The organism is Rhizobium sp. KNZ14-9A (genome assembly GCF_056755015.1).
In genome coordinates this window covers 696874-721459 of sequence record NZ_JBPGXB010000004.1, presented here as the reverse complement: position 1 = coordinate 721459, position 24586 = coordinate 696874, and the positions used below count along the sequence as shown (strand labels likewise).

At 59.4% G+C, this 24586-nt stretch carries 21 protein-coding genes; 5 read left to right on the top strand and 16 right to left on the bottom strand.

Translation table 11 applies throughout. From position 1 onward, the window contains the following. Positions 1-53: 53 nt before the first annotated feature. From ACR9ZQ_RS33630 to ACR9ZQ_RS33615, 4 genes are all read right to left on the bottom strand, one after another. Positions 54-1349 carry an ABC transporter substrate-binding protein gene (locus ACR9ZQ_RS33630; RefSeq protein WP_481429867.1) on the bottom strand — a complete coding sequence of 432 codons (1296 nt, stop codon included), beginning with the start codon at positions 1347-1349 and terminating at the stop codon, positions 54-56. 16 nt (positions 1350-1365) lie between these two features. After that, positions 1366-2208 (bottom strand): metallophosphoesterase, encoded by an 843-nt coding sequence (locus ACR9ZQ_RS33625; RefSeq protein WP_113321721.1) that lies wholly within the window; start codon positions 2206-2208, stop codon positions 1366-1368. Between the two features lie 111 nt (positions 2209-2319). Beyond that, positions 2320-2961 (bottom strand): TetR/AcrR family transcriptional regulator, encoded by a 642-nt coding sequence (locus tag ACR9ZQ_RS33620; protein WP_481429866.1) that lies wholly within the window; start codon positions 2959-2961, stop codon positions 2320-2322. 158 nt (positions 2962-3119) lie between these two features. Continuing rightward, complete coding sequence (locus ACR9ZQ_RS33615) at positions 3120-4844, bottom strand: peptidoglycan D,D-transpeptidase FtsI family protein (protein WP_481429865.1); 1725 nt, start codon at positions 4842-4844, stop codon at positions 3120-3122. Between the two features lie 365 nt (positions 4845-5209). On the opposite strand from ACR9ZQ_RS33615, the gene ACR9ZQ_RS33610 reads away from it, so the two are divergent. After that, complete coding sequence (locus ACR9ZQ_RS33610) at positions 5210-5383, top strand: hypothetical protein (protein ID WP_481429864.1); 174 nt, start codon at positions 5210-5212, stop codon at positions 5381-5383. A 43-nt stretch (positions 5384-5426) separates the two neighbouring features. Here the strand turns inward: ACR9ZQ_RS33610 and ACR9ZQ_RS33605 are convergent, their stop codons facing one another. The 6 genes from ACR9ZQ_RS33605 to ACR9ZQ_RS33580 form a co-directional block, all read right to left on the bottom strand. Next, on the bottom strand, positions 5427-6737 hold the full coding sequence (locus ACR9ZQ_RS33605; RefSeq protein WP_481429863.1) for an HlyD family type I secretion periplasmic adaptor subunit: 1311 nt from the start codon (positions 6735-6737) through the stop codon (positions 5427-5429). Continuing rightward, positions 6724-8571, bottom strand: a complete 1848-nt coding sequence (locus tag ACR9ZQ_RS33600; protein ID WP_481429862.1) for a type I secretion system permease/ATPase — start codon at positions 8569-8571, stop codon at positions 6724-6726. Before ACR9ZQ_RS33600 ends, ACR9ZQ_RS33605 begins: the two co-directional genes overlap by 14 nt. A gap of 7 nt (positions 8572-8578) precedes the next feature. Continuing rightward, the gene (locus ACR9ZQ_RS33595; RefSeq protein WP_481429861.1) at positions 8579-9316 is read right to left on the bottom strand and encodes a hypothetical protein; all 738 of its coding nucleotides are present in this window, start codon (positions 9314-9316) and stop codon (positions 8579-8581) included. A gap of 76 nt (positions 9317-9392) precedes the next feature. Beyond that, on the bottom strand, positions 9393-11792 hold the full coding sequence (locus ACR9ZQ_RS33590; RefSeq protein WP_481429860.1) for a TonB-dependent receptor: 2400 nt from the start codon (positions 11790-11792) through the stop codon (positions 9393-9395). Positions 11793-12165: 373 nt separating this feature from the next. Then, a complete protein-coding gene (locus ACR9ZQ_RS33585; protein WP_481429859.1) occupies positions 12166-13182 on the bottom strand; it encodes a FecR family protein in 1017 nt (338 codons plus the stop codon). 117 nt (positions 13183-13299) lie between these two features. After that, positions 13300-13800, bottom strand: a complete 501-nt coding sequence (locus tag ACR9ZQ_RS33580; RefSeq protein ID WP_310388957.1) for an RNA polymerase sigma factor — start codon at positions 13798-13800, stop codon at positions 13300-13302. A 421-nt stretch (positions 13801-14221) separates the two neighbouring features. On the opposite strand from ACR9ZQ_RS33580, the gene ACR9ZQ_RS33575 reads away from it, so the two are divergent. From ACR9ZQ_RS33575 to ACR9ZQ_RS33560, 4 genes are all read left to right on the top strand, one after another. Continuing rightward, on the top strand, positions 14222-14893 hold the full coding sequence (locus ACR9ZQ_RS33575) for a L,D-transpeptidase (RefSeq protein WP_310388955.1): 672 nt from the start codon (positions 14222-14224) through the stop codon (positions 14891-14893). A 13-nt stretch (positions 14894-14906) separates the two neighbouring features. Further along, positions 14907-15443: an OmpA family protein gene (locus ACR9ZQ_RS33570; RefSeq protein WP_310388953.1), complete on the top strand. Its 537-nt coding sequence runs from the start codon at positions 14907-14909 to the stop codon at positions 15441-15443. A 286-nt stretch (positions 15444-15729) separates the two neighbouring features. Next, entirely contained in the window at positions 15730-17040 is a 1311-nt protein-coding gene (locus tag ACR9ZQ_RS33565; protein ID WP_481429858.1) for a polysaccharide biosynthesis/export family protein, read from the top strand. 79 nt (positions 17041-17119) lie between these two features. Then, on the top strand, positions 17120-18628 hold the full coding sequence (locus ACR9ZQ_RS33560; protein ID WP_481429857.1) for an O-antigen translocase: 1509 nt from the start codon (positions 17120-17122) through the stop codon (positions 18626-18628). Between the two features lie 71 nt (positions 18629-18699). Here the strand turns inward: ACR9ZQ_RS33560 and ACR9ZQ_RS33555 are convergent, their stop codons facing one another. From ACR9ZQ_RS33555 to ACR9ZQ_RS33530, 6 genes are read right to left on the bottom strand one after another with little or no spacing between them, the layout of a single operon-like run. Next, positions 18700-19917, bottom strand: a complete 1218-nt coding sequence (locus ACR9ZQ_RS33555; protein WP_481429856.1) for a DegT/DnrJ/EryC1/StrS family aminotransferase — start codon at positions 19915-19917, stop codon at positions 18700-18702. After that, on the bottom strand, positions 19914-20888 hold the full coding sequence (locus ACR9ZQ_RS33550; protein WP_310388944.1) for an NAD-dependent epimerase/dehydratase family protein: 975 nt from the start codon (positions 20886-20888) through the stop codon (positions 19914-19916). The genes ACR9ZQ_RS33555 and ACR9ZQ_RS33550 overlap by 4 nt, the downstream gene beginning before the upstream one ends. Next, a complete protein-coding gene (locus ACR9ZQ_RS33545; RefSeq protein ID WP_310388942.1) occupies positions 20885-21604 on the bottom strand; it encodes an acyltransferase in 720 nt (239 codons plus the stop codon). The genes ACR9ZQ_RS33550 and ACR9ZQ_RS33545 overlap by 4 nt, the downstream gene beginning before the upstream one ends. Beyond that, on the bottom strand, positions 21594-22697 hold the full coding sequence (locus tag ACR9ZQ_RS33540; protein ID WP_481429855.1) for a DegT/DnrJ/EryC1/StrS family aminotransferase: 1104 nt from the start codon (positions 22695-22697) through the stop codon (positions 21594-21596). Before ACR9ZQ_RS33540 ends, ACR9ZQ_RS33545 begins: the two co-directional genes overlap by 11 nt. Then, positions 22694-23731, bottom strand: coding sequence for a Gfo/Idh/MocA family protein (locus tag ACR9ZQ_RS33535; RefSeq protein ID WP_007813020.1), 1038 nt, complete (start codon positions 23729-23731; stop codon positions 22694-22696). The genes ACR9ZQ_RS33540 and ACR9ZQ_RS33535 overlap by 4 nt, the downstream gene beginning before the upstream one ends. Then, complete coding sequence (locus tag ACR9ZQ_RS33530) at positions 23728-24234, bottom strand: acyltransferase (RefSeq protein ID WP_481430969.1); 507 nt, start codon at positions 24232-24234, stop codon at positions 23728-23730. Before ACR9ZQ_RS33530 ends, ACR9ZQ_RS33535 begins: the two co-directional genes overlap by 4 nt. Between the last annotated feature and the right edge of the window lie 352 nt (positions 24235-24586).

The window sequence follows — 24586 nt, the reverse complement described above, 5'->3', positions numbered from 1 at the left end:
AAGGGCGGCCCTCGTCGCCGCCCCTCACCTTCCTCGTGAAGATCAAGATAGGCTTATGGCATCAGGTCCTGACCCTGCTCCTGCGCACTCTTCAGCACTTCGACCGGGTCGCCGCTTCCGAAGACAGCTTCGCGAACACCGTCCATCATCATCTTTTCGACCTGGCGATAATTCGGTCCGGGAAAGGCGATATTGGCGGTCAGTCGGTCGAGCTGTTTGATGTTGGCCCGGAACATCGGATTTTCCTCGAGCCAGGGGCCGAGATAGTTCGGGTCGTCGACGATATCGAGGCGCAGAGGCAGGTAGCCGATCTTGCTGGTGATGATCGTGTAGGCTTCCTTGCTCGTAAGATATTTAAGCAGCTCATAGGAGGCGCGCTGCTTGTCGGGGTCCCTGCTGAAGACGAAGAGGGCACTGCCGGAATTGGTCGGCGCCGTCGGCTTGTCGCCAAAGGAAGGCATCGGTGCAAGCCGCAGCTCGAACTTGCCCTGAGCCGACTTCTTGACGCTGGACAGTAGTGCGCTCGTATAGAGGAACATGCCCATGTTGCCGGCGGCAAACGTGTCGGATGCGCTCGCCGGATCGATCTTGGCATGCGCGCCGCTGTCGACCATGTTGCGCAGCATCTTCACGGCGTCCGCCGCGTCCTTGTCGGCAAAGGTCAGCTTGTCGCCGTCGCGCACCTTGCCGCCATTCGACATGACGATCGACTGATAGACGAAAGTGCCGTCGATCGGGCCGTAGGCGCCGGGGAAGAAGCCGTTCTTGCCGGTCTTCTCCTTGATGGCCTTGCCGGCAACGTTGATATCGTCCCAGGTCCTCGGTGGCTTGTCCGGATCGAGGCCCGCCTGCTTGAAGAGGTCGGCATTGTAAAACAGGATCGGTGTCGAGAACGTGTAAGCCAGGCCATAGGTCTTGCCATCGACTTTGCCGAGCTCGAGGCCCTGCGGAATCATGCCGGCGAACTGATCCTTCAGTTCGTTCGCATCGACCATGTCTTCCAGCGCGTTGGCGCCAAGGTCGCTGGCGACGTATATCAAATCGCGGAACACCAATTGCGCCACGTCTGGCTGCTTACCGGCGACGATATCGGCCTGCACGCGCGACATGATCTCGTTGGACGGGACGGCAACGGTCTCGACCTTGATGTTGGGGAATTTCTTTTCGAAACCGGCAATCAGTTCCTTGGTCGCATCGGCCCCGGCACTCGCCGAGGCGAGATTGTAATTGTAGAAGCTGATCGTCACCGGCTTGTCGACGGATGCGGGCATTCCGGCGAATACGCCTGATGGTAAGAGCGAGACGGCGGCGAGTGCTGCCGTGAACTTCAAAGTGGTTCTGCGCAACATGGATGTCTCCTGAAATTTATTCGGCCGCGACGGGCACGGCCCGCGCCAACAGCATTTCGAGTGGATAGGTGTTGAGTTCAGCGCGGTCCGATGGCAGCGGTACGAAGGCCATGGTGAGGCCGGACGGGCGGATGGTGCCGATGCCGAAGGAGGCGCCGCGCACCATGCGCAAAATGTCGGTGCGCAGAATGTCGGTCGCTGCATGCTGGCCGGTGCCGACAACGACGGGGATGCCGTGCCAGACAGACACGCGGTCATGATGGATGTGGCCGCTGAGGATGCCGATGATATCGCGGCCCTTGAGCAGCGATCTGAAGCGTTCCGACTGCGGAAAATGAATGGTCCGCCAGTGGGTTGTATCGGGTTCTTCACCTAGAGCCGGCGGATGATGAACGACGATCAGCTTCGGCAGATCGGGATGCGTATCCAGTGTCGAGGCCAGCCAGTCGAACTGTTCCGGATCGATTGTTCCGCCGATCAGTCCCGGCGTAGAGGAGTCGATCGTGACGATGTGGATGCCATCGACGACGACATCGTGATCGTAGGGGGCATCCGGATCTTCGGTCGTAACGCCCATACCCTCGTAAAAACCGGGACGGGTGTCGTGATTGCCGAGCGCATAGATCACCGGCACGTCGATGCGTGCATCCATGATCTCCTTCAGTCGACGGAAACTCTCCGCATCACCGCGATTGGTGAGGTCGCCACTGGCTATCACGAATTGCGGCTTAGGCGTGACTGTGGCGACCAGATCGAGCACTTGGTTGAGCGTCTCGGTCGTATCGCTGTAAAGATGATCGTCATCGGCGGTGCCGATGTGCAGGTCGGTCAGATGAATGAAAGTGGTCTCGCGGCGCATCGGAAGGCTCCCTGACGGTTCTCTGATGAAAACCGATAGAGGGGGCGTGTTTCGCAGGCGTGACGGATTTCGAATGCTGTTCGAAAGACGTTAGGACTTCATCCGCGAAACTCAGGAAGCCCGACGGAACATCGGCGCAATCACCTCCACCATGCGCGCTATGACGAGATCCGGATTGTCGAGATCCATCTGATGATTGGTGAGAAGCTCGGTGCGCTGCCTGCTGCGGGTGACCTGCGAGCGGATGCCGAGCGCACAGTTCAGGCGCCAGCCGATATCCACTTCCTCGAGCCAGGGCGCGATCCGCTTCAATTGCGGAATGAAGGCCCTGTGATGCTCGACATCGTCGATGATGCGACGATAGTGAGGCGCACCGTCACGGTGGGAATGGGCCATCGAGGTGAAGTGCGACAGCACTGGATAGCTCGATGTCGGATCGGTCGCCCAGCGGATCGACGGACCAACAAGGGCTGCAATCACCTCCTCGATATCGGGGGGATTGGGCGCCCGCCGATCGACGGCTTTCTGCAGTAGGCTCAGGCGCTCGGTGTTCAGCCGGCGATAGACGCGCTCGGCAACGGCAGTGATCAGTTCTTCCTGGGACCCGAAATGATAGGCGATCGCCGAAGGCGTCGCTTGCGCCTGGATCGCAATCCGGCGTGCGGTCAGATCTTCGGGGGCATGCGCCTCGCAAAGCAGCAGCTCGCAGGCATCCATGAGGCGTTTTGCAGTGACGTTCGTTCGACTGGACATGAGGCGCGCACCTTCGCCCAATGACCTAGGCCGCAAGTATGTAGCCCGGATGACGCAACGCGATGAAAGTTCGATGAACTTCATTGCCGGCAACGATGCCTGCACTGCTCAGCAGCAAAAAACCGCCACAGAAGATTTCAAACCGCGCCCGCTGCCCCTCAATATGAGGCCAGCAGGTTCTGCCCGAAATCCGGTTCGACGCCCAGAATGGGCGCGGCGCGGCTAATGATGTCATGCACCATGGGTGCTGCCGTATTCGTCGCGAAGGTGAGCCCGTGCTGGCCGGTCAGCGGTTCGTCGATGAAGGATAGCACGACATATTTCGGTGCATCGATCGGGAAAGCCGCGAGATAGGCGTTGAAGCTCAGCGTGTGCGAATAATGGCCGTTCACGACCTTGTTCGCCGTGCCTGTCTTGCCGCCGACATGGAAACCAGGCACGTCGGCCGTGCGTCCGGAGCCTTGTTCGCCATTGAGCTTGAAGAGTGCGCGGATCGTGTCGCTTGTGCTTTTCTTGACGATCTGCTGCTCGGTTTTCGCTGCCTCCTCGGCCGAGCGCGGCAGGAAAGTCGGCTCTATGAGCTCACCGCCATCGACGAGAGCGGCACCGGCAACCGCTGTCTGCAATGGCGTGGTCGCGACACCATGGCCGAAGGAGATCGTGATCGAGTTGATCTTCTTCCATACTTTCGGCTGCGTCGGCGTTTTCACCTCCGGCAGTTCGGTCTGCATCTTCGTCAAGAGGCCAAAGCGGGTCAGATAATCCTTCTGGCGATCCATGCCGACCAGATCCATCATCCTCGCCGTACCGATATTGGAGGAATAGCGGAAGATTTCCGGAATGGTCAGCCAGCGGCGCGGCACGTCATGGTCATCATGGATGATGAAGCCGCCGTAATGCAGCGGGCCGGTGGCATCGAAACTGTCGGAGAGTTTGACCGTGCCGCTGTCGAGCGCCAATGCCATCGAGAAGGTCTTGAAGGTCGAGCCCATTTCGAAAGTGCCGTTCGACATGCGGTTCAGCCAGCCTTCGCTGCCGGTCGCCTGCGGGTCATTCGGGTCGAAATCGGGAGCGGACGCCATGGCCAGAACCTCGCCCGTATGGATATCGAGGATGACGGCACCGGCAGCCTTGCCCTTGTAGGTGGTGATAGCGTCGGTGACCACGTCATGAACGACATTCTGTGCCCGGATGTCGATCGACAGCTTCACCGGCTCCAGATTTTCGCGCACCGCAAGCCCAGTGGATTCCAGATCAGAAAGGCCCTGCATGTCGAGATATTTCTCCATGCCGGCCATGCCCTTGTTGTCGATATCGACATAGCCGAGAATGTGGGCCGCCGTGCGCCCGCCAGGATAGAAGCGCTTCACCTCCGGGCGGAAGCCGATAGCGGGAAGGCCGAGAGCCAGAACCTCGCTTTGCTGCTTCGGCGTCAATTGGCGACGCAGCCATGTGAATTGCGAACGCTTGTCCGACAGTTTCTGATAGAGCGTTTTCCGGTCGAGTTCCGGGAAAAGCTGCGTGAGCTTCTCGACCGCTTCATCGACATCGACCATATGGCTTGGCTCGGCAAACATCGAAACCGTGCGGATATCGGTCGCCAGAAGCTCGCCGTTGCGGTCGAGGATATCCGGCCGTGAGGCCATGATTGGATTTGGCGGAATGCTCGATGTCGTCGTGTCGACGGCAAGGCCATAATAGATCAGCTTGCCGAACATTCCGACGTAGACGATGCCGAGGACGCCTGCGAGGGTGACAATACGGCTTCTGGCTTGCCGGACCGTTCCGGCGGTCTTGCGAGCGGCTCGCGTGAAGGGGGCAGATTCGAAGGTGAGCTTTACCAGCCGACCGCTTCTTACGCTGATACTATGAATGATCGACATTGCCACACACCGAGAACAGAACGCACCTGCGCATACCCACCCGTCGGCATCAACTCTCGAGGGGAGGCATGTGCGGATTTAAAGCCCTACGCGGCGGAACACATTCCCACGGCTCTGGTAGAACGTTTAAACTTCTGCCCATCTGAGACCTGGATGGTTAACAAGGTCTTATCCGGCTGCGTGCATTTTGTCGCAGCCGCTCTGCGCGGCTCCAAGAACCACCGCAGGATTTAAAACGATTTTAAAATAACCGTCTCTAAAACTAATCGATTTTAATTTTACGGTTAAAATTTTCTTGTTGCAGCGCAAAAGAATTCGGGCCTAAATCCCTCCGAAGGGTCAATTTGCTCCTCGGAGGAACGCATATGACTGTGACATTTCCGCTGACTGAAAAGCGCAACGCCGATGAGCTGCTCAAACATCTAGTCCAGCACAACCTCTCCTATCCCGGAAACTGTGCCGTTTCGCTCAAGGCTCACGTTGCCCTTGTCACTTCTTCCTATACGTTCGCGCTCAGCACTGCACGGACAGCTTGGTAGCGATCGACAGCCGCGCTTTGATTTCTAACGATCGCCATCGGCCTCAGTCCTCCCGAAACGCGCGGAAGATCTGGTCGGAAAGCGGTTTGACGAGATAGGAAAGGGCGGTGCGGTCAGCGGTTTTGATCATCACCTCGGCCGGCATGCCGGGGACAAGCGTGAGGCTCTTCAGCTTTTCTTTTTCTGCTTGCGGAATAGCGACGCGCACCAGGTAATAGGACTGGCCGGACCGCTCATCGGTGGTCAGATCGGCCGCAATTCTGCTGACAAAGCCGTTGAGTTCGGGCGTCGTACGAAGATTGAAGGCGGTCATGCGCAACAAGGCGGCATGTCCGATCTGGATTTGATCCACATCCTTCGGCGCGATCTGAACTTCAAGGGCCAGATCATCGCCTTCCGGCACGATCAGCATGATCGGATCGCCAGGAGAGACTACACCGCCAACGGTATGGACCGCCAATTGGTGCACGATGCCGGATTGCGGAGCGACAATATCGATGCGTTTCAGGTCGTCTTCGGCTGCCACTTTGCGCTCGACATATTCGCCGATCTGCGCCTGGACCTCCCGCAATTCGCGGCCGACTTCGGTTCTGAGATCCTGATCGATCTGCAGGATCTGCAGCCGTGTTTCCGTAATCCGGCCAGCCGACTGGGCCTGGAACGCAATCTTCTCGCCGCGTTCTCCGCCGAAAGTCGCAGCCTGGGTCTTGAGGCCGTTCAGCCGCTGGTCGGAAACGATACCCTGTTCGCGCAACCTGTTCAGAGCGGATATTTCCGTATTGAGAACCTCTATTCCCTCGCCATAAGCAACTTCCTGAGCCTTCAGCCCGGCAATTTCATACTCGAACTGTGCGATGCGCTGATTGAGCTGGGCTTTCTGCCCTTCCCTCGCGTCGCGCCGAGACTGGAACAGACGAGACTCACTGTGGATGGCTGCAGCCACTTCCGGATCCTTACGATCGGCAAGCAGCCAGTCCGGAAAAGCAATGTCATCTAGGTCGTCACGTTCGGCTTCAAGTCTCGCCAGCCGTGCCGCCAGTTCGTTGAGCCGCTTCGTGACGATCGCGAGGTTGGCGCGGGTCTGGGTGGAGTCGAGACGCATGAGGACGTCACCGGCCCTGACCTCATCACCCTCACCGACAAGGATTTCTCCGACGACCCCGCCCGTCGGGTGCTGGACTTTCTTGACATAGGAATCGACGACAAAATGCCCCGGCGCTACCACCGCTCCGGCAAGATCCGTCACCGAGGCCCAGGCCCCGGCGCCCCCGACCATAGCGAGCGAGGCGATGACGCCCACCATCAGGTGGCGCCGGATTGAGCGACTGACTTCGCGGTCATCAATGTCTGACATCGGCATCCTCCTGACTGTCCGGGCTAGCGCCATTTGCTGCATCGGATGTGGCCTGAGCAACGTTTGCGATCACTCGCAGCGGTGCAATGCTGGAGCCTGTTGCCTGAAAGCCCCGGCCCGCCGGCAGGCCCGGACCGCTCTTGAGAACTTTGGAAAGAACCTCGTCGCGGGGGCCAAACGCCTTTTGTCTGCCGCTCTCGATCATCAGCACGTGATCGACGATCCCAAGCGCACTGGGTCTATGAGCAACGACGACGACGATACCCTTGCGATCTCGAACCGCGGCGATGGCCCTGACGACAGCTGCTTCACCTTCGGCGTCCAGATTGGCGTTGGGCTCGTCAAGAACGACCAGAAACGGATCGCGATAAAGGGCACGCGCAAGGCCGATACGCTGGCGCTGACCTGCCGAAAGTGCGGTTCCGGCCTCGCCGATCTGCGTCTCATAGCCGAGTTCGAACTTCAAAATGAGCTCATGGGCACCGGCCGTGCGCGCCGCGGCGATGATCGCTTCCGCATCAGGAGCTTCCTCGAACCTCGAAATGTTTTCGGCAATGGTTCCGTCGAACAGTTCCACGCCCTGCGGGAGGTAGCCGATATGCTCACCGAGTGCGGCACTGTCCCACTGGTCGAGGCTTGCGCCATCGATCCGAACCTTGCCTGCCGATGGCTGCCAGGCGCCGACGAGGATACGCGACAAGGTCGATTTTCCCGATCCGGACGGACCGATCACGCCGAGCGCGCTTCCTGCCGCCAACGAGAAGCCGAGCCCGGCGAGCGTCGGTTTTCTTTCGCCCGGAGGCACCACGGTCACGGCCTCGATGTGCAGTTCACGTTCGGGGCGCGGCAGAGCCGTGACGGGGTTGGCCTCAGGGATCTTGTCGAGCAGGTCCTGAAGCCTTGCCCAGCTCTGGCGTGCCATCAGAAACGGCTTCCAGTTGCCGATTGCGAGTTCGACCGGGGCGAGCGCCCTGCCCATCATGATCGAGCTTGCGATCATGATGCCGCCCGTGGCCTGCTGCGTGATCACGAGATAGGCACCGACAGCAAGGATGGCGGACTGCAGGATCATGCGCAGCGATTTCGACATGCTTCCCAAGCCGCCGCCGATGTCGCCGGCCCGCCGGTTGGCCGCAAGATAAGCGGCATTGACCTTCAGCCATCGTTGGGCGAGCCGCGTTTCCAGCCCCATCGCACGAACGACTTCCGCATTGCGACGGGTGCCTTCGAGCAGGCCGTTGCGGGCCATGTTCTGGGCGATGGTCTCGCGGATGGGGGCTTGTGACAGGGCGTTCGTAAGCAGTGTCAGCGAGAAGAGAATGATCGCGCCGGCAAGCGCCGTCACGCCGATCCAGACATGGAAGAGGAAGCATATGCCGAGATAAAGCGGCATCCACGGAAGGTCGAAGAAGGCCGTCGGTCCGGTGCCGGACAGGAAGCCGCGGACATTGTCGAGATCCCGCAACGGCTGCAGGCCGTCACCTTGCGACCGGCTCACCAACGGAAGGCGGATCACGGCCTCATGAACGCGGGCGCTGAGCTTTCCGTCGAACCGCTCGCCGATCCGCAACAAGACACGGGCGCGGACGATATCGAGGACAGCCTGAAATGCGTAGAGGCCGGCGGTAAGCACCGCCAGACCAATCAGCGTCGGAACGCTGCCGCTTGCGAGCACGCGGTCATAGACTTGCAGCATGAACAGGGGCGATGTCAGGGCAAGCAGGTTGACGACCCCGCTGATGAGGGCGATGCTGACAGCGTTGCTCTTCAGGGGAAGGATCGTCGCCGCAGCGAAACGCTGCGACGACGTCCGAACCAAAAACTGGTTCCTCATCGGCCAATCACGCGACGAAGATCAGATCGGAGCTGTCAAGCGTGCCGCCGCCGGCGAAAGCGACATCGATGCTGCTCCGGGCGTAGGAGATCGTCGAGCCGGAAATACTGCCGCCAGCCGTGACGAAGTCGCTGTAATCATCCCAGCCATAACCGTCGAGAACGATCAGGTCGTTGCCGTCAACGAAGTCGGTGACGGTGTCGTCGCCCCATCCGCCGGCATTCAGATCGGCGCGATAGTAGAAGGTGTCGAAGTCGCTCGCACCGGCGCCTGTCAGCGCATCGTCGCCAGCAAAGCTGTAGAGGGTCTCGCCGAGGCCGCCGCTATTGCCGGTCTGCGTCGTACCCTGTTCGCCGAGATAATCGTAGAGATGCGTCAGGTCGGCGAAGTTGGAGAGGTAGTAGATCGCATAGGTGAACGCGGTCGAGGCTGTGGCATCCGACAGGTCCAGCGTCAGCACGGTGCTGAGATCGTAGCCGGCGGTCGTGCTGCCGGTCAGATGCGAGCCGAATTCCAGCGTGTCGAGCGAGCCGACGAAGCCTCCCGGCGGAATATAGCTGAAATCGCCATTGAGAATGACGCCCGACTGGGCGGTACCGGCGTTGCCGGCGACCCACTGGTCATAAGGCGCCGAGCCCGGGCTGAACGAGCCATGGCTGCGATATGAGAAGGAGTTGAGCCACGTGGTTTCGAGATAGTTGACCCAATCGGGCGCACCGGCGGGGACCTGAATTCCTACACTCATTGTCTTTCTCCATTGATGGTTGGTTGTCCGTCGATCGACGAACCTCGGATCCGCGACCTGCCGGCCGGGAAATTGCTTAGAACTTGAAGTTGAGCGATGCCGTCGCCGTGCGTCCCGGTCCGGGCAGACTGATGGTCCCGAGCGCCGGGACGTAGGCGACATCGGTGACGTTGTTGACGGCGAAGCGAAGCTTGACGGTGTCGTTGAAGGCGTAGGACCCGTATATGTCGTAGAGCGAATAGTCTTCGGTGACGTAGTTGCTCGCCAACACGCCGATGTTGGGTGACGTGCCGCCGACATGGGTGGCGCGACCGCCGATCGTCAGCTTGTCGTCGAAAAGCCGCATGCCCGCATCGATGGTGAACTTGTTGCGCGGCGGCACGAAAATGATCGAGGGCTCGATCTCGTAGCTCGTGCCGTCGTAGTTGTAGCTCGTGCCGAAATCCGTCTTCAGATAGGTATAGGAAAGGCCGGCATACCATTTGCCTGCGTCGTAGCTCGCCTCCAGTTCGATGCCCTTCATGCGCGTTGTGCCGTCGACATTGACATAAGAAGCGTAGTCGCGGCCCGTTTCGGCGCGATGAACTGTCCCGAGCGCGATATAGTTTTCGATCTCGCGATAAAAGCCGACGGCCTTCAGGCGCACGCTGTCATCAGCGGACAAAAGCCCGTCGGTGGTGGTATTCACGCCAAGCTCGAAAGTGTTGCCTTCTTCGGCCACGAGATCGGGATTGGGGGCGTTTTCCACGAGATTGACGCCGGGATGACCGCCCGTCAGGAAGGTTTCCATGATCGTCGGGGGACGGAAGCTGCGCGAATATTTGGCGAAGGGCTGCAGCCAGTCGACGGGTTTGACCGCGAGCATGGCGGAGGGTAGCAGCGCGCCGTCCGAATTGTCGACAGGGATGACATTTTCCGGATAGACCGTCACGCGATCGATGGTGCCTGTCCAGATCCGGCAGGTCACACCATTAGGGAAGTACAACCGGCATCTCCGGTTATCGATGGTCTTCACTTCCAGGCCGTAGAGCGATGCATCGCCCGACAGATTGTAGTAGTCGTAGCGCAGGCCGGCCTGCGCCATCAGCCAATCGTCATGCTCGAAGGTGGCATTGGCAAAGGCGCTATAGACATCGCGATCGCCTGATGGGGTCGTGCCGGTATAGGTGGCTGTCATGTCGACGCCGTTGAGGAAGTAGTCCTCGAGCGTCTCCGTCTTGCCGCGATCGAAGAAAGCTTCGACACCGTAATTCAGCGAAAGTGAACCGGCCGAGGTGTCGAAGCGGCTGGTGTTGTCGATGCTGAAACCCAGTGTGCCGAGAGCGTAATTGACGGGAAAACCGTCGTCGTTGATGGCCGAGCCATAGCGTTTCTCGCGGTTTCGCGTGTGGTTGTACCAGAGGCGTGCGTTGAGATCGATGAGCTCGCTGTCCGGATCCCAGTGAAGGCTGCTAGTAAGAGTATCGTTCAGGACCTGCTGCGTGTCCTCATCAAGGTCGCCATCATTGTTGTAGGAGCCCTGGCTGAAATCGGAATCGTTGCGAAGCCAGGTCAGCGATGTGTCGAGATCGTCGGTGAGTTCCGCCTCAGCCTTCAGCAGGTAGGAGTAGGAGTCCTGCCCCGTGAAGATCGCCGCTCCGTCATGCACGGAGCTGTCATAGAGCTTGATGTCGCCGTTCTCGCCAATGTCATAGGCGCCGATCTTCTTGTGGCTGATGCCACCGAGCACCGAGAAGCTGTCCGACAGTCTGACCGCCGCCATGCTTGCCCCATCGAACTGGAACTCGTTGGTGCCGACGGTGGCGTTTGCCTCGCCGCCCCACTGGCGGCCGTCCTCTATGAGATCATCGGCCTCGACGGTACGGAAGTTGACCGAACCGCCGAGTGCGCCGGCTCCGCCAACGCCCGACGTGCCGCTCTTTTCGACGTCGATTTCGCGGATGAAGGCAGTTTCGACATAGGTTCGCTGCGTTGATCCATGGCCGTTGCGCTGAAAATTCTGCCTCGCCCCGTCGATCATGGTGACGACGCGGTTCTGATCCTGAAGACCGCGAATATTGACCGTGACGCCGGGGTTCTGCCCCTCGGAGCGGTTGGCATAGACGCCGGCGGCCGTGTCGAGCAGGTCGCGCGCGTTGCGGGCGGGTGAGCTTTGAATAGCTTCCCTGGAAATAACGCTGACGCTTGCCGGCTCCTCGTAGACCCAGTCGGGCGTGCCGCGATAGCCCGAACCGGAACTTGCACGCCGGCCGCCCTTGATGACGATCGGAGCAAGCTGGGTAACACCATCCTCCTGCGGAATGGCGTTCACGATCTCGGCGCTGCCGATCATCGCTGCGCCGCCATCTCCGGAAATATGTGCCGATATTCCGGTTCCCGACAGCATTCGATGAAGCGCGTCGGCAGGCGTCAATCGGCCGACGACGGCGCTGGTGTTCACTGAGCCTGTCGGCGCCGACGACAGCGTGATTTGCATGCCGGACTGACGCCCGAACGCACGGATTGCACTCGCCAGGGGCTGGGACGGGATATTGAAGGGGAGTGCGGTGGCCGCTTGTGCTTGTACCTGACCGGCCGGCGTCGACTGCGCGTGAGCGCTGGTCACGACCGATAAAATTACGAAAGCCGTTGTCGCCAACAACCGCGCTCGCCGCACGCGCCCGCCCGATTGGCGCGTCCCGTTGAACCCCAAAACCCCTACCCTCACCCGCATGCTCACTCTCGTCTCTCCAGTCGTTTGCGCCGATGTCGTGCCCGGCGCTTTCAACGAAATGACGATTAGTGCTCAGAGTTTTTTCAGGTCTTTGAGTGGATTCCGCTAAATCTTGATAATTACAGTCAAATTTTTTCTAGAACCGGCTGACGATACGCGCGAGCGAGGATATTGAGCGGACCTTCCCGCCATAAGGCTCGACCAGCGCACGCAGCGCCTGATCGGGTTGCTTGAGATTGTAGAAGCCCGTGACCTGCTGACGGGCGAGTGTCGCGTCGGGAACCGATATCCAGGCCGGGTGGTAGCGCTGGATCTGCTCGATCACCGAACCGAGCGTCGCGTTGACGACATAGAGTTCGCCATTGCGCCAATTGGCAATCTCGTCGACCGGGATCGTGTCCTTCGTCATGACCGCGCTGTTCGGATCGACGGTCAGCAGATCTCCGGGCACCAGTCGTTCGGGCCGGGTCACAGACGAACCCTCAACAGATGCTTGAACGGAACCATGCGCGAGGGCAATGCTGGTCAGCCCGTCGGCGAGCTGTACATCGAAGGCCGTGCCGAGCACCTCGACACGGACGCCATTTGCCTCCACCATAAAGGGCCTGTCCTTGTCCGGCGCCACCTCGAAATACGCCTCACCGGCAAGAAGCTTGATGCCCCGCCGTCCGTCGCTGTAGCCCAAGGCTATCGAGGTCGCGGCGGCCATCGTTACCGTGCTGCCGTCCTCAAGGGTGATCGTGCGGGTCTCGGCCGTGGACGTTGAATAGTCGGCGCTTAGGCGAAGCAGAAGGCCGGGCGCAATGACGAGCCCAAGACAGAGCGCGGCCACGACCGCCGCCGCCACGGCAACCCGCCGCCATGATGCGCGATGCCGAGCCGCTGGCGGCTTGCGCATGTCGGGCCGGACCTCCGATCTTGGCGCATACTCCCACTGCGATCGCATGGCCGGGACCACCTGCCCCATCGCGGCCCATGCCTTCCTCGTGCGCTCCCAGGCCAGGCGGTGTTCGCTACCGCTGCTCAGCCAGCGATCGAAGCGCACTTTGAGCTCAGCGTCTTCAGGCCCTTCCTGCAGGAGAAGGAACCAGTCAGCCGCAGCCTCCAGCGCCTCGTCCGAAACATCAGGCCTTTTATCCGGTTCGACGGCCATCAGTTCCCAGTCTTTCCTGTAGCCAAACCACGTCGCATCCCCACTGTTTTACCGCTTCACGAACAATGACGTTTATCTCGTCCGTTTTTTTCACGCGGATTCGAGATTCTTAGCGGATCATCCCATTTTTTTGGCGAATTCGACAATTGCGGCTTTGATCAGCCTGTGGACGCCAGCCACCGAAATGTCGAGGTGGCTGGCGATGTCCTCCATGCGGTATCCGCCGAAACGATGCATTTCCACGGCGACGCGCGTCTGCTCCGGCATTGCCGAAAGGATCGCCTCGACCTGTCTGACCTGATCGCAGAAGAGTGCGTTCTCCTCGGGTGTTCCCGCATCAAGGGGGAGCCCCCACCATGGCGTATCCTCCGGACGGGCGCGCAAATCGCGCTTCTGGCGCCTGCGCACGTCGAGCGCGAGGTTGCGCACCATGCGGAAGAGGTACGCCTTCAGCTTCTGGGGTGTGGCCGCGTCTTCCGGCACGAATTTTATGAAGACCTCCTGGACGAGGTCTTCCGCTTCCTCTCGCGAACCGACGATGGGCGTAGCGTATCGAATGAGGTCGGAGCGATGTGCCGCATAGACCGCATACCGCCGGTCGTCCTCCCTGATGCCCATAGCAATATCCAAAAAGAAACGCGGAGATGAACAACCGGCAGGCCAGCCAAACGCCGGATTGCAAATTCCGCATATTTCGCAACGAGAGAGGTAAATCAAAAAAACTTGACAATTTCTAGCATGTTTTTTTCAAGATTGAATTTGAAGGAGTTTCTGAGTTGAGCGACGGTTTGATCAACAGCTCGATACACGGAATCGGGATCCAACTTCGCAAGGCCGCACAGTTCTTGGCCGCCTCCTGACTATGTTATGCAGGTGGGCATAGCGCCGTCCTCTCCGAGTAACGATCAGAGCAACGCAGACCCCGGACATTAGCAACTCCATCTCAGTCTTTAGGGGATGAGAAGAGTTTTGTGTTGTGGCAAATGAAAAATCTGATTTACTGGCACCGCGCTGCTTGGCTTTGAGGGGGATACGGCCGATGGTGTGGACTCGCAGGGATATTCTGCTTGGTGGATTGGCGTTACTCGGCACCGGCGCGGTACAAAAACCGGCTTTTGCCCAGGCGGCTTCCTATTTTGCCGGCACTGCCGTCGATAATGGCGTCACGTTCCGAGCGACCAACTTCGCCAAGATCGACAAGCAATGGCACCGCCAAGTTGTCAAATATTTCAGCAGCGAGCCGATCGGCACCGTTGTCGTCGATACGCGCCATCATTTTCTCTATGTGATCATGGAGAACAAGACAGCCATTCGCTACGGCGTCGGCGTCGGCCGCGAGGGTTTCAAATGGTTTGGCCGCGCCACGATCGACAACAAATCGCTTTGGCCACGCTGGACCCCGCCTCCGGAGATGCGCAAGCGTCATCCCGAACTGCCGGAATTCGTGGCGGGAGGCTCACCGAAGAATCCACTCGGGCCCCGTGCCATGTACCTGCTGCGTGACGGCGTCGATACCGGCTATCGCTTCCACGGCACGTTGGAACCGTGGAGCATCGGCAAGGATGCCTCCAGTGGCTGCATTCGAATGTTCAACGAAGACGCCATTGATCTTTACCAGCGTTGCCCGATCGGCACCGCGGTGCAGGTTCTGCCGCATATTGCCGACCAGGCGCCCGCCGCCGAGGTCAGCCAGGCCACCCCGGTCGAATGAGGAAATCACCCTGATGTCTGTTTTGACCGCATATGCGAGGCGTCTTGCCGCCTCGGCCATGCTTCTGGCGCTCACGGCCTGCACCACCACCGATATCGCCGCCGTAGAGGAGCCTGCGGCAGCACCGCTGACCGGCCAGACCAACGATCCCGCTCCCGGTTTCGAGAACGTCAAGGCTGGCAGTGAAGAGGATTTCATCCTCAGTATCGGCCGACGGATCTACTTCACGCAAGATTCCGCCAAACTCGATACCGTCGCCATGACAACGCTGGACAACCAGGCTGCCTGGCTGAACAGGAACCCGGCCTGGCTGATCAAACTGCAGGGATTTGCCGATGATTCCGGTTCGGAATCGAAAATGAAGAACCTGTCGCAGCAGCGCGCCGATGCCGTCATGGCCTATCTCGTATCGAAGGGCGTCGACGCCAACCGCATGTGGGCCAAGGGGTACGGTGCGGACCGCGAAGTTCGCGACTGCACGCAACGCTCCTGCAAGGTGCAGAACAGACGCGTCGTCGCCAATCTGCGCACGGAGCGGGATGCGATCTGATTGAATTTCCTGGCTTATGACGCCAATCTGTGGGGACGCCTAACCCCTCCGCTTCCAACGGACGTTCGTGAGCCGAGGACTTATATTCCCGTTCGATTTGGGTTGAAGCACCCTACCCCGTCTCATCAATAGTGATGAAGCCAAGCATCCGGCCTTCATCTTCCTCAAGGCTTCGCCAGGCTGCACACTGGTATTGCGGCCTCGGACCCGGTGTTCGGGGTGCGCGCAGCGCCTAAGGCATTGAACCTGTATCCGTTTAAGGATGCTTTGCAGGCTGGACATGTATATGAAGCTTTCGTACCGCGTTCCTCACATGTTCTTTCGTGCGACGTTTGCCGTCAGCGCACTCGTCTTTTTCACCGGCGCTGTGTCGCCAACTCTCGCCGACAGCACACCCTTTGCTCCGCAAACGAAAATCCGTCTGACGGTCGTCCAATGGATGCCGTCCAAGGGCCAGTTTGAGCGATGGGATGCGATTGGCGGCGAATATACGATTTCGAATGAAGGCGCAGTCTCCCTGCCCTTTCTGGGATCGCTGTCCGTTGGAAATCTGGATAATGCCGGCCTTACCAACGAGATTGCCAAACGCCTGCAGGAAAAGATGGGTTTGGCCCAGACACCTGCGGTCACCATCGATGTTCTCGACTACCCGTCCATTTATGTCGTGGGAGACGTAACCACGCCGGGGGAATACAAGTTTCGCTCCGGCCTTAGCGTCCTGCAATCTCTGGCCATGAGCGGCGGCCCACTGCGGCCGGGAGCACGGCAACGATCGCAGACGATCACGCTTGCCGGCGACTTGCGGGAAATCGACCATTCGCTGCTGCGCAGCTCCGCAAAGCTCGCGCGGCTGCAAGCGGAAATGGCCGGAGCAAAGGAGATAAGCTTCGACCAGCCGCCCGCCGCCGACCAGCAATATGCCGCCAGTATCCATGACGAGGAGAGGGTCATATTTCAGGCTCGCGCAAGCGCGCTGGACAGGCAGTCGACGGCGCTTGTCGAATTGCGCAATCTCTTGAAGGCGGAAATCGATACGCTGGAAGAGAAGCTGAAGGGTTCGGATGACAATATCCAGTCGGTCGAGGAGCAGCTGACCAGCGTCAAGACACTGGTCGAGAAGGGGCTCACGATCACCTCACGCCAGATGGATCTGGAACGGTTGCTCACCACCTATCGCTCCGACCGGCTCGACCTCGTCACTGCTATCATGCGGGGTCGCCAGGCGATCAACGAGACGACGCGCAATCTCGAGGGACTTTCCGACACACGCCGGAGCGAAGTCGCTTCCGAGGTGCAGGCGGAAAAGGCCAACCTCGATCAGCTCAGATTGAAGCGCGACACGACGCAACAGCTGCTTCTTGAAGAACTCTCCAACGGCAGCAACGTGAGTGACAGCGGTCAAGAACTTCCGCTGACATTCACCGTGAGCCGGCGGGACAATGGACAAGTCAATCAGTTCCAGGCCTCCGAAACGACGGAACTGGCGCCGGGTGACGTGGTCAAGGTAACACAGCCCCGCATCGCGGATGCGCCGTCCGAGGACGCCACTTCGCTGCCTGCTCAGACAGAGGCGCATATCAGTCAGGTGAGCCGGTGACGCGCGAAAAGCATGTGCCGCAGTCGCGCTTTCGGCGGGCGGTTGAGCGTCATCACGGGATAAACGGCTGGGGCTTCTGATGACTTTGCGCATGACCCCACCCAGCAGCCAGACCTATACTCAGATCCTCAAGTCGACGATGTTGATGGGCGGCTCTTCGCTCGTGAACGTTGCACTCAGCATTATCAGAAACAAAGCCATGGCTGTTCTGCTCGGGCCGGAAGGCGTGGGGCTCATGGGCCTTTACGGGTCAATCCTCGATATCGCGCAGGCGATTGCCGGGCTTGGCGTGGGAAGCAGTGGCGTGCGCCAGATTGCCGAAGCTGCGGGCACCGATGACGCAGAAAGGATCGCGCGATCGGCGACAGTGCTCAGACGCATATCGTTGGTGCTCGCATTGCTTGGTGCGCTCCTTCTCGCCGCGCTGGCATTCCCGGTCTCGAATTTCACTTTCGGCGACCACCAGCATGCCGGTGGCATTGCATTGTTGTCGCTGGCAATCTTCTGTCGACTGGTCTCCGCAGGGCAGACTGCAATGATCCAGGGCCTGCGGGGCATTGCAGATCTTGCCCGCATCAACGTGCTTGCCGGGCTTTTCGGCACGGCGGTCAGCATCCCGCTGATCTATTTGTTCGGCATGCAGGCGATCGCACCGTCTCTCGTGGTGATCGCGGCTGCCTCAATCCTTCCGACCTGGTGGTACAGCCGGCGGATCTACCCGCATCCCTCGCCAATGCCCGCGCGCCAGTTCGGCCGGGAAGTGTCGGCGCTGCTCAGGCTCGGCTTCGTCTTCATGGCAAGCGGGCTTCTGACCTTCGGTGCAGCCTATGCCATCCGCCTCATCGTGCTGAAGGAGGGTGGCGTCATGGCGGCGGGATTGTATCAGGCAGCCTGGGGCCTTGGCGGCCTCTACGCCGGCTTCATCCTGCAGGCTATGGGAACGGATTTCTATCCACGGCTGACAGCAGCAGCGGACAATGATGCCGAATGCAATCGGCTGGTTAATGAACAGGCGGAAATCAGCATGTTGCTGGCCGGCCCCGGTCTGCTCGCCACGCTGACCTTGGCGCCGCTCATGATGAGCCTGTTCTATTCTGCGGAGTTTCACGGGGCCGTGGATCTTTTGCGCTGGATTTGCCTTGGAATGATGCTCCGGATCATCTCCTGGCCAATGGGCTTCATTGTCGTGGCGAAGCGTACCCAGGCGATTTTCTTCTGGACGGAGGTGGCGGCCGCAGTCGTTCATGTGGGGCTCGCCTGGTTCTTCGTATCGCTGCTCGGCACGCCAGGAGCCGGCATGGCGTTTTTCGGCCTCTATGTCTGGCACAGCATTCTGATCTACGTGATCGTGCGGAAGGTTACCGGTTTTCGCTGGTCCACCGGCAATCGCAGGCACGCTTTGCTTTTCCTGCCTGTCTCGGGATTGGTCTTCCTGGCGTTCTCGGTCCTGCCGCTATGGCCGGCGACGGCGATTGGCTCCGTCGCTGTGGCTCTCACCGGGCTCTATTCGCTGCGCATGCTGGTCGATCTGCTTCCGCCAGAATCCGTGCCAGCAATCATCCGGGGATGGATTGCGAAGTCTGCATAACGAACAATGCGCGCATCTGGTGATACGCGCATTGTTCGTCATCGCAAATATTGCGTCATGCAAGAACGCTGTCAGGCGAGAGCGACGTCCAGATCGCGTTGCACACTCGCATGACCGGTCACGGCTTCAGCAAGCGCTCCGCGAAGTGCCTCGACAACACGTGCGATGTCGAGCTCCGTCATCTGAGCATAAAGCGGCAGGATAATCGTTTGCTGTTGCGCTGATACGCTTCGCATCAGGCTTGTGGCAACGCGATGCGAGCTCCGGTCGGAATAGGCTCTCTCCAGATGAATGTTCATCACGCCGCGCCGCGTCGAGATCCCCTGATCGAGGAGGGCTTGCATGACCGCCCGTTGATCGACCGTTTCAGGCAATCTCACACAGAAGCTCTGCCAGTTGCTGCGAGCCCAACGTGGCTCCACCGGCGACAGCCCTGCTGATATCACGGACAGGTGCTTACGATACTGCTCGGCAAGCAGCCTCCGCTGCGCGATCAGCCCCGGCAGACGCCGCAATTGCTCGCGTCCGACGGCGGCCTGAAGGTCAGTCATACGGTAGTTGTAGCCCAGTTCGTCATAGTCTTCGAAGATCACCTGTTTCGAGCCGTGACGAACGGTATCGGTAACGCTCATGCCATGCTGGCGCCATAGCCGGAATTTTCGGTCATATTCGGGATTGGCCGTAGTCAACATGCCGCCGTCACCTGTCGTGACGACCTTCCGGGGATGGAAGGAAAAGCAGGCAATGTCGCCATGCGCCTTGCCGATCTTTTCCCAGCGCCCGTCCCAGAGGATTTCGCTTCCCGTCGCGCAGGCTGCATCCTCGATAACCGGTATCTGAAGGCGCTTGCCGATCTCCACGATCGGGCGGAGATCGCAAGGCATGCCGAGCTGATGCACGCAGAGAATTGCTTTGGTGCGCGGTGTGATTGCGGCTTCGATCAGGCTGGCGTCGATATTGTAACCATCCGCCTCGATGTCGACAAAAATAGGCACCCCATCGCAATACCGAATGGCATTCGCGGTTGCGATGAACGAATGGCTGACCGTGATGACTTCATCGCCGGCACTGATACCGACGGCCTTCAGGGCGAGATGCAGCGCAGTCGTGCAGTTGGAAACGGCGCAGGCATGCGCCGCACCGACAAAGGCGGCAAATTCGCTCTCGAAAGCAGCGACTTCCGGCCCCTGCGTCACCCATCCTGACAGAATAACGCGGCGCGCAGCCTCCGCCTCCTCCTCTCCAAGAACGGGTTTGGCGACCGGAATTGTAGACGGCGACGGGCTCATGCAGCTTGACCTCCTGCTGCGGCAGTCTTCAGCTGCCACCAGGCAACGAGGTCGCGAAGCCCTTGTTCCATCGATATTTCCGCTTTGAATCCAAGGAGTTTCTCGGCCTTGCTGATATCGGCAAGACGACGGGTCACGCCATTAACCGCACGAGCCTCTTTGTGCTGCGGTTCGAGTGATACCCCCATGATGCTGCTCAGCATCTGCGCGAGTTCAAGGAGGCTTATTTCCCTGCCGCTCGCGACATTGAACACTTCATCCGTAACATCGCTCTTCGCAGCCAGCAGGTTTGCCCGGGCGATGTCGCGTGCATCGACGAAGTCCATCGTCTGACTACCGTCTCCATGGACAACCGGCGGCATTCCGGCGGCCAGACGCTCCATCCAGCGGATCAGCACTTCGGTATAAGCGCCGTAAACGTCCATTCGCGGCCCGTAGACGTTGAAATAGCGAAGCGCCACATAACGCAGGCCGTACATGTCCGCGAAACTGCGAAGCAGCCCCTCGTTGAACGTCTTGGCCGCCCCGTAGATCGTCCTGTTATTGTAGGGATGATGCGCTTCGGTGGTCGGAAAGCTCTCGGCAAGCCCCAGCACAGAGGCAGAAGAGGCAGCAACGACCTTCGACACACCTGCCTTGACGGCGGCTTCAAGGACATTGAACGTGCCCTCGGCCAACACATCGAAGGCGAGCCGCGGATCTTCCGCGCATTGCGTAATGCGGATGGCCGCCTGATGAAAGACGATGTCGACGCCTTCGAAGGCTTTTGCCAGAAGCGCTCTGTCGCGGATATCTCCCTCGATGATGTTAACGGACCCACTGGCTATTGCCGTGCTGAGATTGTCCCGGCGTCCGCGCACGAAATTGTCGAGGATGATGATCTCACGCGGTTTTTCCAATGCGACGAGATCGGCAATATGAGACCCGATCAGGCCGGCTCCGCCGGTAATGAGCACCCGTTGATTTCTCACGATCTTCCTCCACGCGATATATCCAGCACAGGATCGGCTTCCGTGCGCCAGCGAATGAACTTCGCCGGCACACCGGCGACAACTGAAAACGGCTCGACATCGGAGACGACGACTGCGCCTGCTCCGACGATTGCCCCCTTCCCGATCGTCACGCCGGGAAGAATGGTCGCGTTCGTACCGATATCGGCCCATGCGCCGATGCGGACCGGCTTGATTTCGAGATCCGTGCGGATGATTGGCACGTCAACCGGCAGTGCCGTGTGGGTCGAGCCAAGTACTTTGGCGCCAGGCCCCCAGCCGACACAATCCTCAATGACCAGGTCACGCGCGTCGAAATAGGCCATCGGGCCAATCCAGACATTGTCGCCGATCACGCAAGTGCCGTCGAAGCGCCCCTGGATATAGGCCTGGGCACCGATGAACACGCCATTGCCGATTTCGAAGGTCTCCGGATGTTTGAAACCGGCACCACCTGCGACCTGCAGTCCAGTGCCGCAGCTGCGCGCAATCGCTTGCCAGATGGCTTTCCGCATCAGGGTGTCGACGACACCGTCACCGCTGGCGAAGCGACCGTAGAGCTCGATCAGGCCAGCGCGCCCGTATGATTGCCTGAGTTCTTCGGCTAACCCAGCCTGGTAGGCAGGGTCCGCCGGCCTTTCGTGGCGGCCATGGACCGCCTGCACGACCCTGGCCTCGCCTGCACGACTAGCTGACATAGGCGTACTCCAGCGCAGCGGCCACCTGATCGACGTGCCACGCAGGCATCTCGGGATAGATCGGCAGCGAGAGGACTTCCCGTGCCGCGGCTTCCGAGACCGGGAAATCACCGGCTTGGTAACCAAGGTCGGTATGGGCCTTCTGCAGATGAACGGGGATCGGATAGTGCAGCCCGGACTGAATGCCTTCTGCAGCGAGCACGCGCTGAAGCGCATCGCGATCACGGCTTCTGATGGCATAAACGTGGTAGACGTGGCGCCGCTCCGCGGCCTCGACAGGCGTCTTTAAATGCGCCGATCCTGCAAGCAGCGAGGAGTAGCGGCGACCATGCGTTCGACGCGCCTCGGTCCAGGCTTCGAGATGCCGGAGCTTGATACGCAGGATAGCGCCTTGAATGGCATCCATGCGATAATTGAAGCCCTTCAGCAGATGGTGATAGCGCTGCTCCTGACCCCAGTCACGCAGCATGCGCATCGTCTTGGCGTGATCGTCGCTGTTCGTGACGACGATACCTCCCTCGCCGCAGGCGCCAAGGTTTTTGCCCGGATAGAAGCTGAAGCAGCCGGATGTGCCGATGCTGCCGGCGCGCGCGCCCTTGTAGCAAGCTCCATGTGCCTGGCAGGCATCCTCGATGACCGGTATCCGGTAATGGTCGGCGATCGCCTTGATCGCGTCCATATCGGCCATCTGGCCATAGAGGTGGACGGGAATAATGGCCTTGGTCCGGGACGTAATCTTCGCCTCGAGCTCGGCCGCATCCATTGTGAGCGTCACGGGCTCGACATCGACGAAGACAGGTCGTGCACCTGTGTAGCAGATCGCCGACACCGTCGCGACAAAGGTGAATGGCACGGTGATGACTTCATCGCCAGGGCCGACACCCGCCGCAAGAAGGGACAGATGCAAAGCACTCGTCCCGGTATTGACGGCAATCGCATGCTTGACGTTGCAATAATCTGCGAATTCCTGCTCAAGACGGATGACCTCCTCGCCCAGTATGTATTGTCCCGAGGCCAGGACGCCGAGCACGGCGGCGTCGATTTCGCTCTTGATGGATTGATATTGTGCTTTGAGGTCCAGAAAGGGGATCATGCAATGCGCCTCGCCTCTTCGAGCTCGATGATACGGCCGCGCTGAGCGAGCGACCGACTTGCGGCTTCAAGAATGCGAACGACACGCAGGCCGGCATGGCCGTCCGTGATGGGCCGCGAATTCTGCTCGATGCACTCAACGAACTGATCCAGTTCGCGTTTCAATGCCTCGGTCATATCGAGCTTGGGCGCCCACATGTCACCACTGCGGTAGCCGACCATCATCTGATGCACCTTCTCGCCATAGGCCTGAGAATTCGGGTTCAGCGTGATGCCCTTGTCGTAGACTTTGATTTTTTCGCTGGGCTCCAGATCGTCGTAGACGACCATCTTGTTGCTGCCGCCGATCAGCGTGCGGCGCACCTTGACGGGTGCCAGCCAATTGACGTGGATGTGAGCGATGAGCTTGCTTTCGAAGAAGAGCGTCAGATAGGCGATGTTTTCCGGCTCGCCGAGTACATGGCTCATGCCCGTCGCTGAAACAGCCACCGGCCTTTCCTGCACAACATGGTCCAGGATCGAGAGATCGTGCACCGCGAGATCCCAGATGACGCTGACATCGTGCTGGAAAAGCCCCAGATTGACGCGAACCGAGTCGTAATAATACATGTCGCCCAAGCCGCTCTCGACCAGTTCGCGCATCTTGCGAACGGCACCTGTGTGGACGAAGGTATGATCGACCGCCAGCACGAGGCGTCGGCGTGTGGCCTCTTCGACCATCCGCGAGGCTTCCTCCGTCGTCGAAGCCATCGGCTTTTCGACGAAGACATGCTTTCCGGCCATCATAGCCTGCATTGCGAGCTTGAAATGGGTGAAGACCGGCGTCGCGATAGCGATGGCATCCACTCTCGGATCGCGCAGGACTTCCTCAAAATCATCAGTAATCGTCACTGCGGGGTAGCGGCTTTTGACAGCCGCCAACCGTTCGACATTGAGATCACAGACTGAAATGAGTTGCGCACCGGCCGCTTCCGAGATGTTGCGAACCAGGTTCGGGCCCCAATACCCATATCCAACAACAGCAATACCGATCATCGCATTCCTCCCGACGCTTGCATGTCAGCTGCCCGGTCATGAACGCGACCGGTAATCCTGGCCGGAACACCGGCGACAATGGCGCCCGCAGGCACATCTTTTGTTACAACTGCCCCGGCGCCGACCTGCGCGCCTTCTCCGATGGTTACGCCAGGCAGAATGGTCGCATTGCTGCCGATTGACGCGTGGCGCTTGACCAGCGTGGGGATAACAACCCAGTCTGCTTCGGTCTGCAGACTGCCATCCGCATTGACGGCGCGCGGGTACGTGTCATTGGTGAACATCACCCCGTGGCCGATAAAAACGCCGTCTTCCAGCGTCACGCCTTCGCAGATGAAGGAGTGGCTGGAGATTTTGCAGTCTTTTCCGACGAGGACGTTTTTCTGGATTTCGACGAAAGTGCCGACGCGCGTTCCCGCGCCGATCGTGCAGCCATAGAGGTTTACGAGATCTCGATGATGGATGACGCAGCTATCATCCAGCTTTACGTTTGATGCAATCATACGCATGCACCCCTTACTCTTCTACAAACCGGATTTCTAAATGAAACCGTCAACCATATGATTGCGCCCAAGGTTTCATTTCGAAAAAACAAATATTTCTTTCCATTCAAAGAGAATTGTTTTCGCCATCGGAGTAAAGAAACAAAACGTCTAAGCTTATTCACCTAAAGACGTATCTACCTATGACGATGTACGCCGAAGTTCATAGCCAACGATCAACATTGGTGATGGAGCAAGCGCGGACCGGCCCCGATCATGCGCCGGGGGTGAGCATTATTTTCATGCGTTTAGCAGTTCGTCCGTAACCGAGGAGCAACGTAATCAACCCCTCCGCGAATGACCTAGTATCGCA

What these genes read in the sequence shown, in the direction of transcription:
- ACR9ZQ_RS33610 (WP_481429864.1), top strand. Translation starts at nt 5,210, where the DNA reads ATGACTGTGACATTTCCGCTGACTGAAAAGCGCAACGCCGATGAGCTG.
- ACR9ZQ_RS33565 (WP_481429858.1), top strand. Translation starts at nt 15,730, where the DNA reads ATGAAGCTTTCGTACCGCGTTCCTCACATGTTCTTTCGTGCGACGTTT.
- ACR9ZQ_RS33530 (WP_481430969.1), bottom strand. Translation starts at nt 24,234, where the DNA reads ATGATTGCATCAAACGTAAAGCTGGATGATAGCTGCGTCATCCATCAT.
- ACR9ZQ_RS33625 (WP_113321721.1), bottom strand. Translation starts at nt 2,208, where the DNA reads ATGCGCCGCGAGACCACTTTCATTCATCTGACCGACCTGCACATCGGC.
- ACR9ZQ_RS33535 (WP_007813020.1), bottom strand. Translation starts at nt 23,731, where the DNA reads ATGATCGGTATTGCTGTTGTTGGATATGGGTATTGGGGCCCGAACCTG.
- ACR9ZQ_RS33540 (WP_481429855.1), bottom strand. Translation starts at nt 22,697, where the DNA reads ATGATCCCCTTTCTGGACCTCAAAGCACAATATCAATCCATCAAGAGC.
- ACR9ZQ_RS33585 (WP_481429859.1), bottom strand. Translation starts at nt 13,182, where the DNA reads ATGGCCGTCGAACCGGATAAAAGGCCTGATGTTTCGGACGAGGCGCTG.
- ACR9ZQ_RS33620 (WP_481429866.1), bottom strand. Translation starts at nt 2,961, where the DNA reads ATGTCCAGTCGAACGAACGTCACTGCAAAACGCCTCATGGATGCCTGC.
- ACR9ZQ_RS33630 (WP_481429867.1), bottom strand. Translation starts at nt 1,349, where the DNA reads ATGTTGCGCAGAACCACTTTGAAGTTCACGGCAGCACTCGCCGCCGTC.
- ACR9ZQ_RS33590 (WP_481429860.1), bottom strand. Translation starts at nt 11,792, where the DNA reads ATGCAAATCACGCTGTCGTCGGCGCCGACAGGCTCAGTGAACACCAGC.
- ACR9ZQ_RS33600 (WP_481429862.1), bottom strand. Translation starts at nt 8,571, where the DNA reads ATGAGGAACCAGTTTTTGGTTCGGACGTCGTCGCAGCGTTTCGCTGCG.
- ACR9ZQ_RS33560 (WP_481429857.1), top strand. Translation starts at nt 17,120, where the DNA reads ATGACTTTGCGCATGACCCCACCCAGCAGCCAGACCTATACTCAGATC.
- ACR9ZQ_RS33575 (WP_310388955.1), top strand. Translation starts at nt 14,222, where the DNA reads ATGGTGTGGACTCGCAGGGATATTCTGCTTGGTGGATTGGCGTTACTC.
- ACR9ZQ_RS33570 (WP_310388953.1), top strand. Translation starts at nt 14,907, where the DNA reads ATGTCTGTTTTGACCGCATATGCGAGGCGTCTTGCCGCCTCGGCCATG.
- ACR9ZQ_RS33605 (WP_481429863.1), bottom strand. Translation starts at nt 6,737, where the DNA reads ATGTCAGACATTGATGACCGCGAAGTCAGTCGCTCAATCCGGCGCCAC.
- ACR9ZQ_RS33555 (WP_481429856.1), bottom strand. Translation starts at nt 19,917, where the DNA reads ATGAGCCCGTCGCCGTCTACAATTCCGGTCGCCAAACCCGTTCTTGGA.
- ACR9ZQ_RS33615 (WP_481429865.1), bottom strand. Translation starts at nt 4,844, where the DNA reads ATGTCGATCATTCATAGTATCAGCGTAAGAAGCGGTCGGCTGGTAAAG.
- ACR9ZQ_RS33545 (WP_310388942.1), bottom strand. Translation starts at nt 21,604, where the DNA reads ATGTCAGCTAGTCGTGCAGGCGAGGCCAGGGTCGTGCAGGCGGTCCAT.
- ACR9ZQ_RS33595 (WP_481429861.1), bottom strand. Translation starts at nt 9,316, where the DNA reads ATGAGTGTAGGAATTCAGGTCCCCGCCGGTGCGCCCGATTGGGTCAAC.
- ACR9ZQ_RS33580 (WP_310388957.1), bottom strand. Translation starts at nt 13,800, where the DNA reads ATGGGCATCAGGGAGGACGACCGGCGGTATGCGGTCTATGCGGCACAT.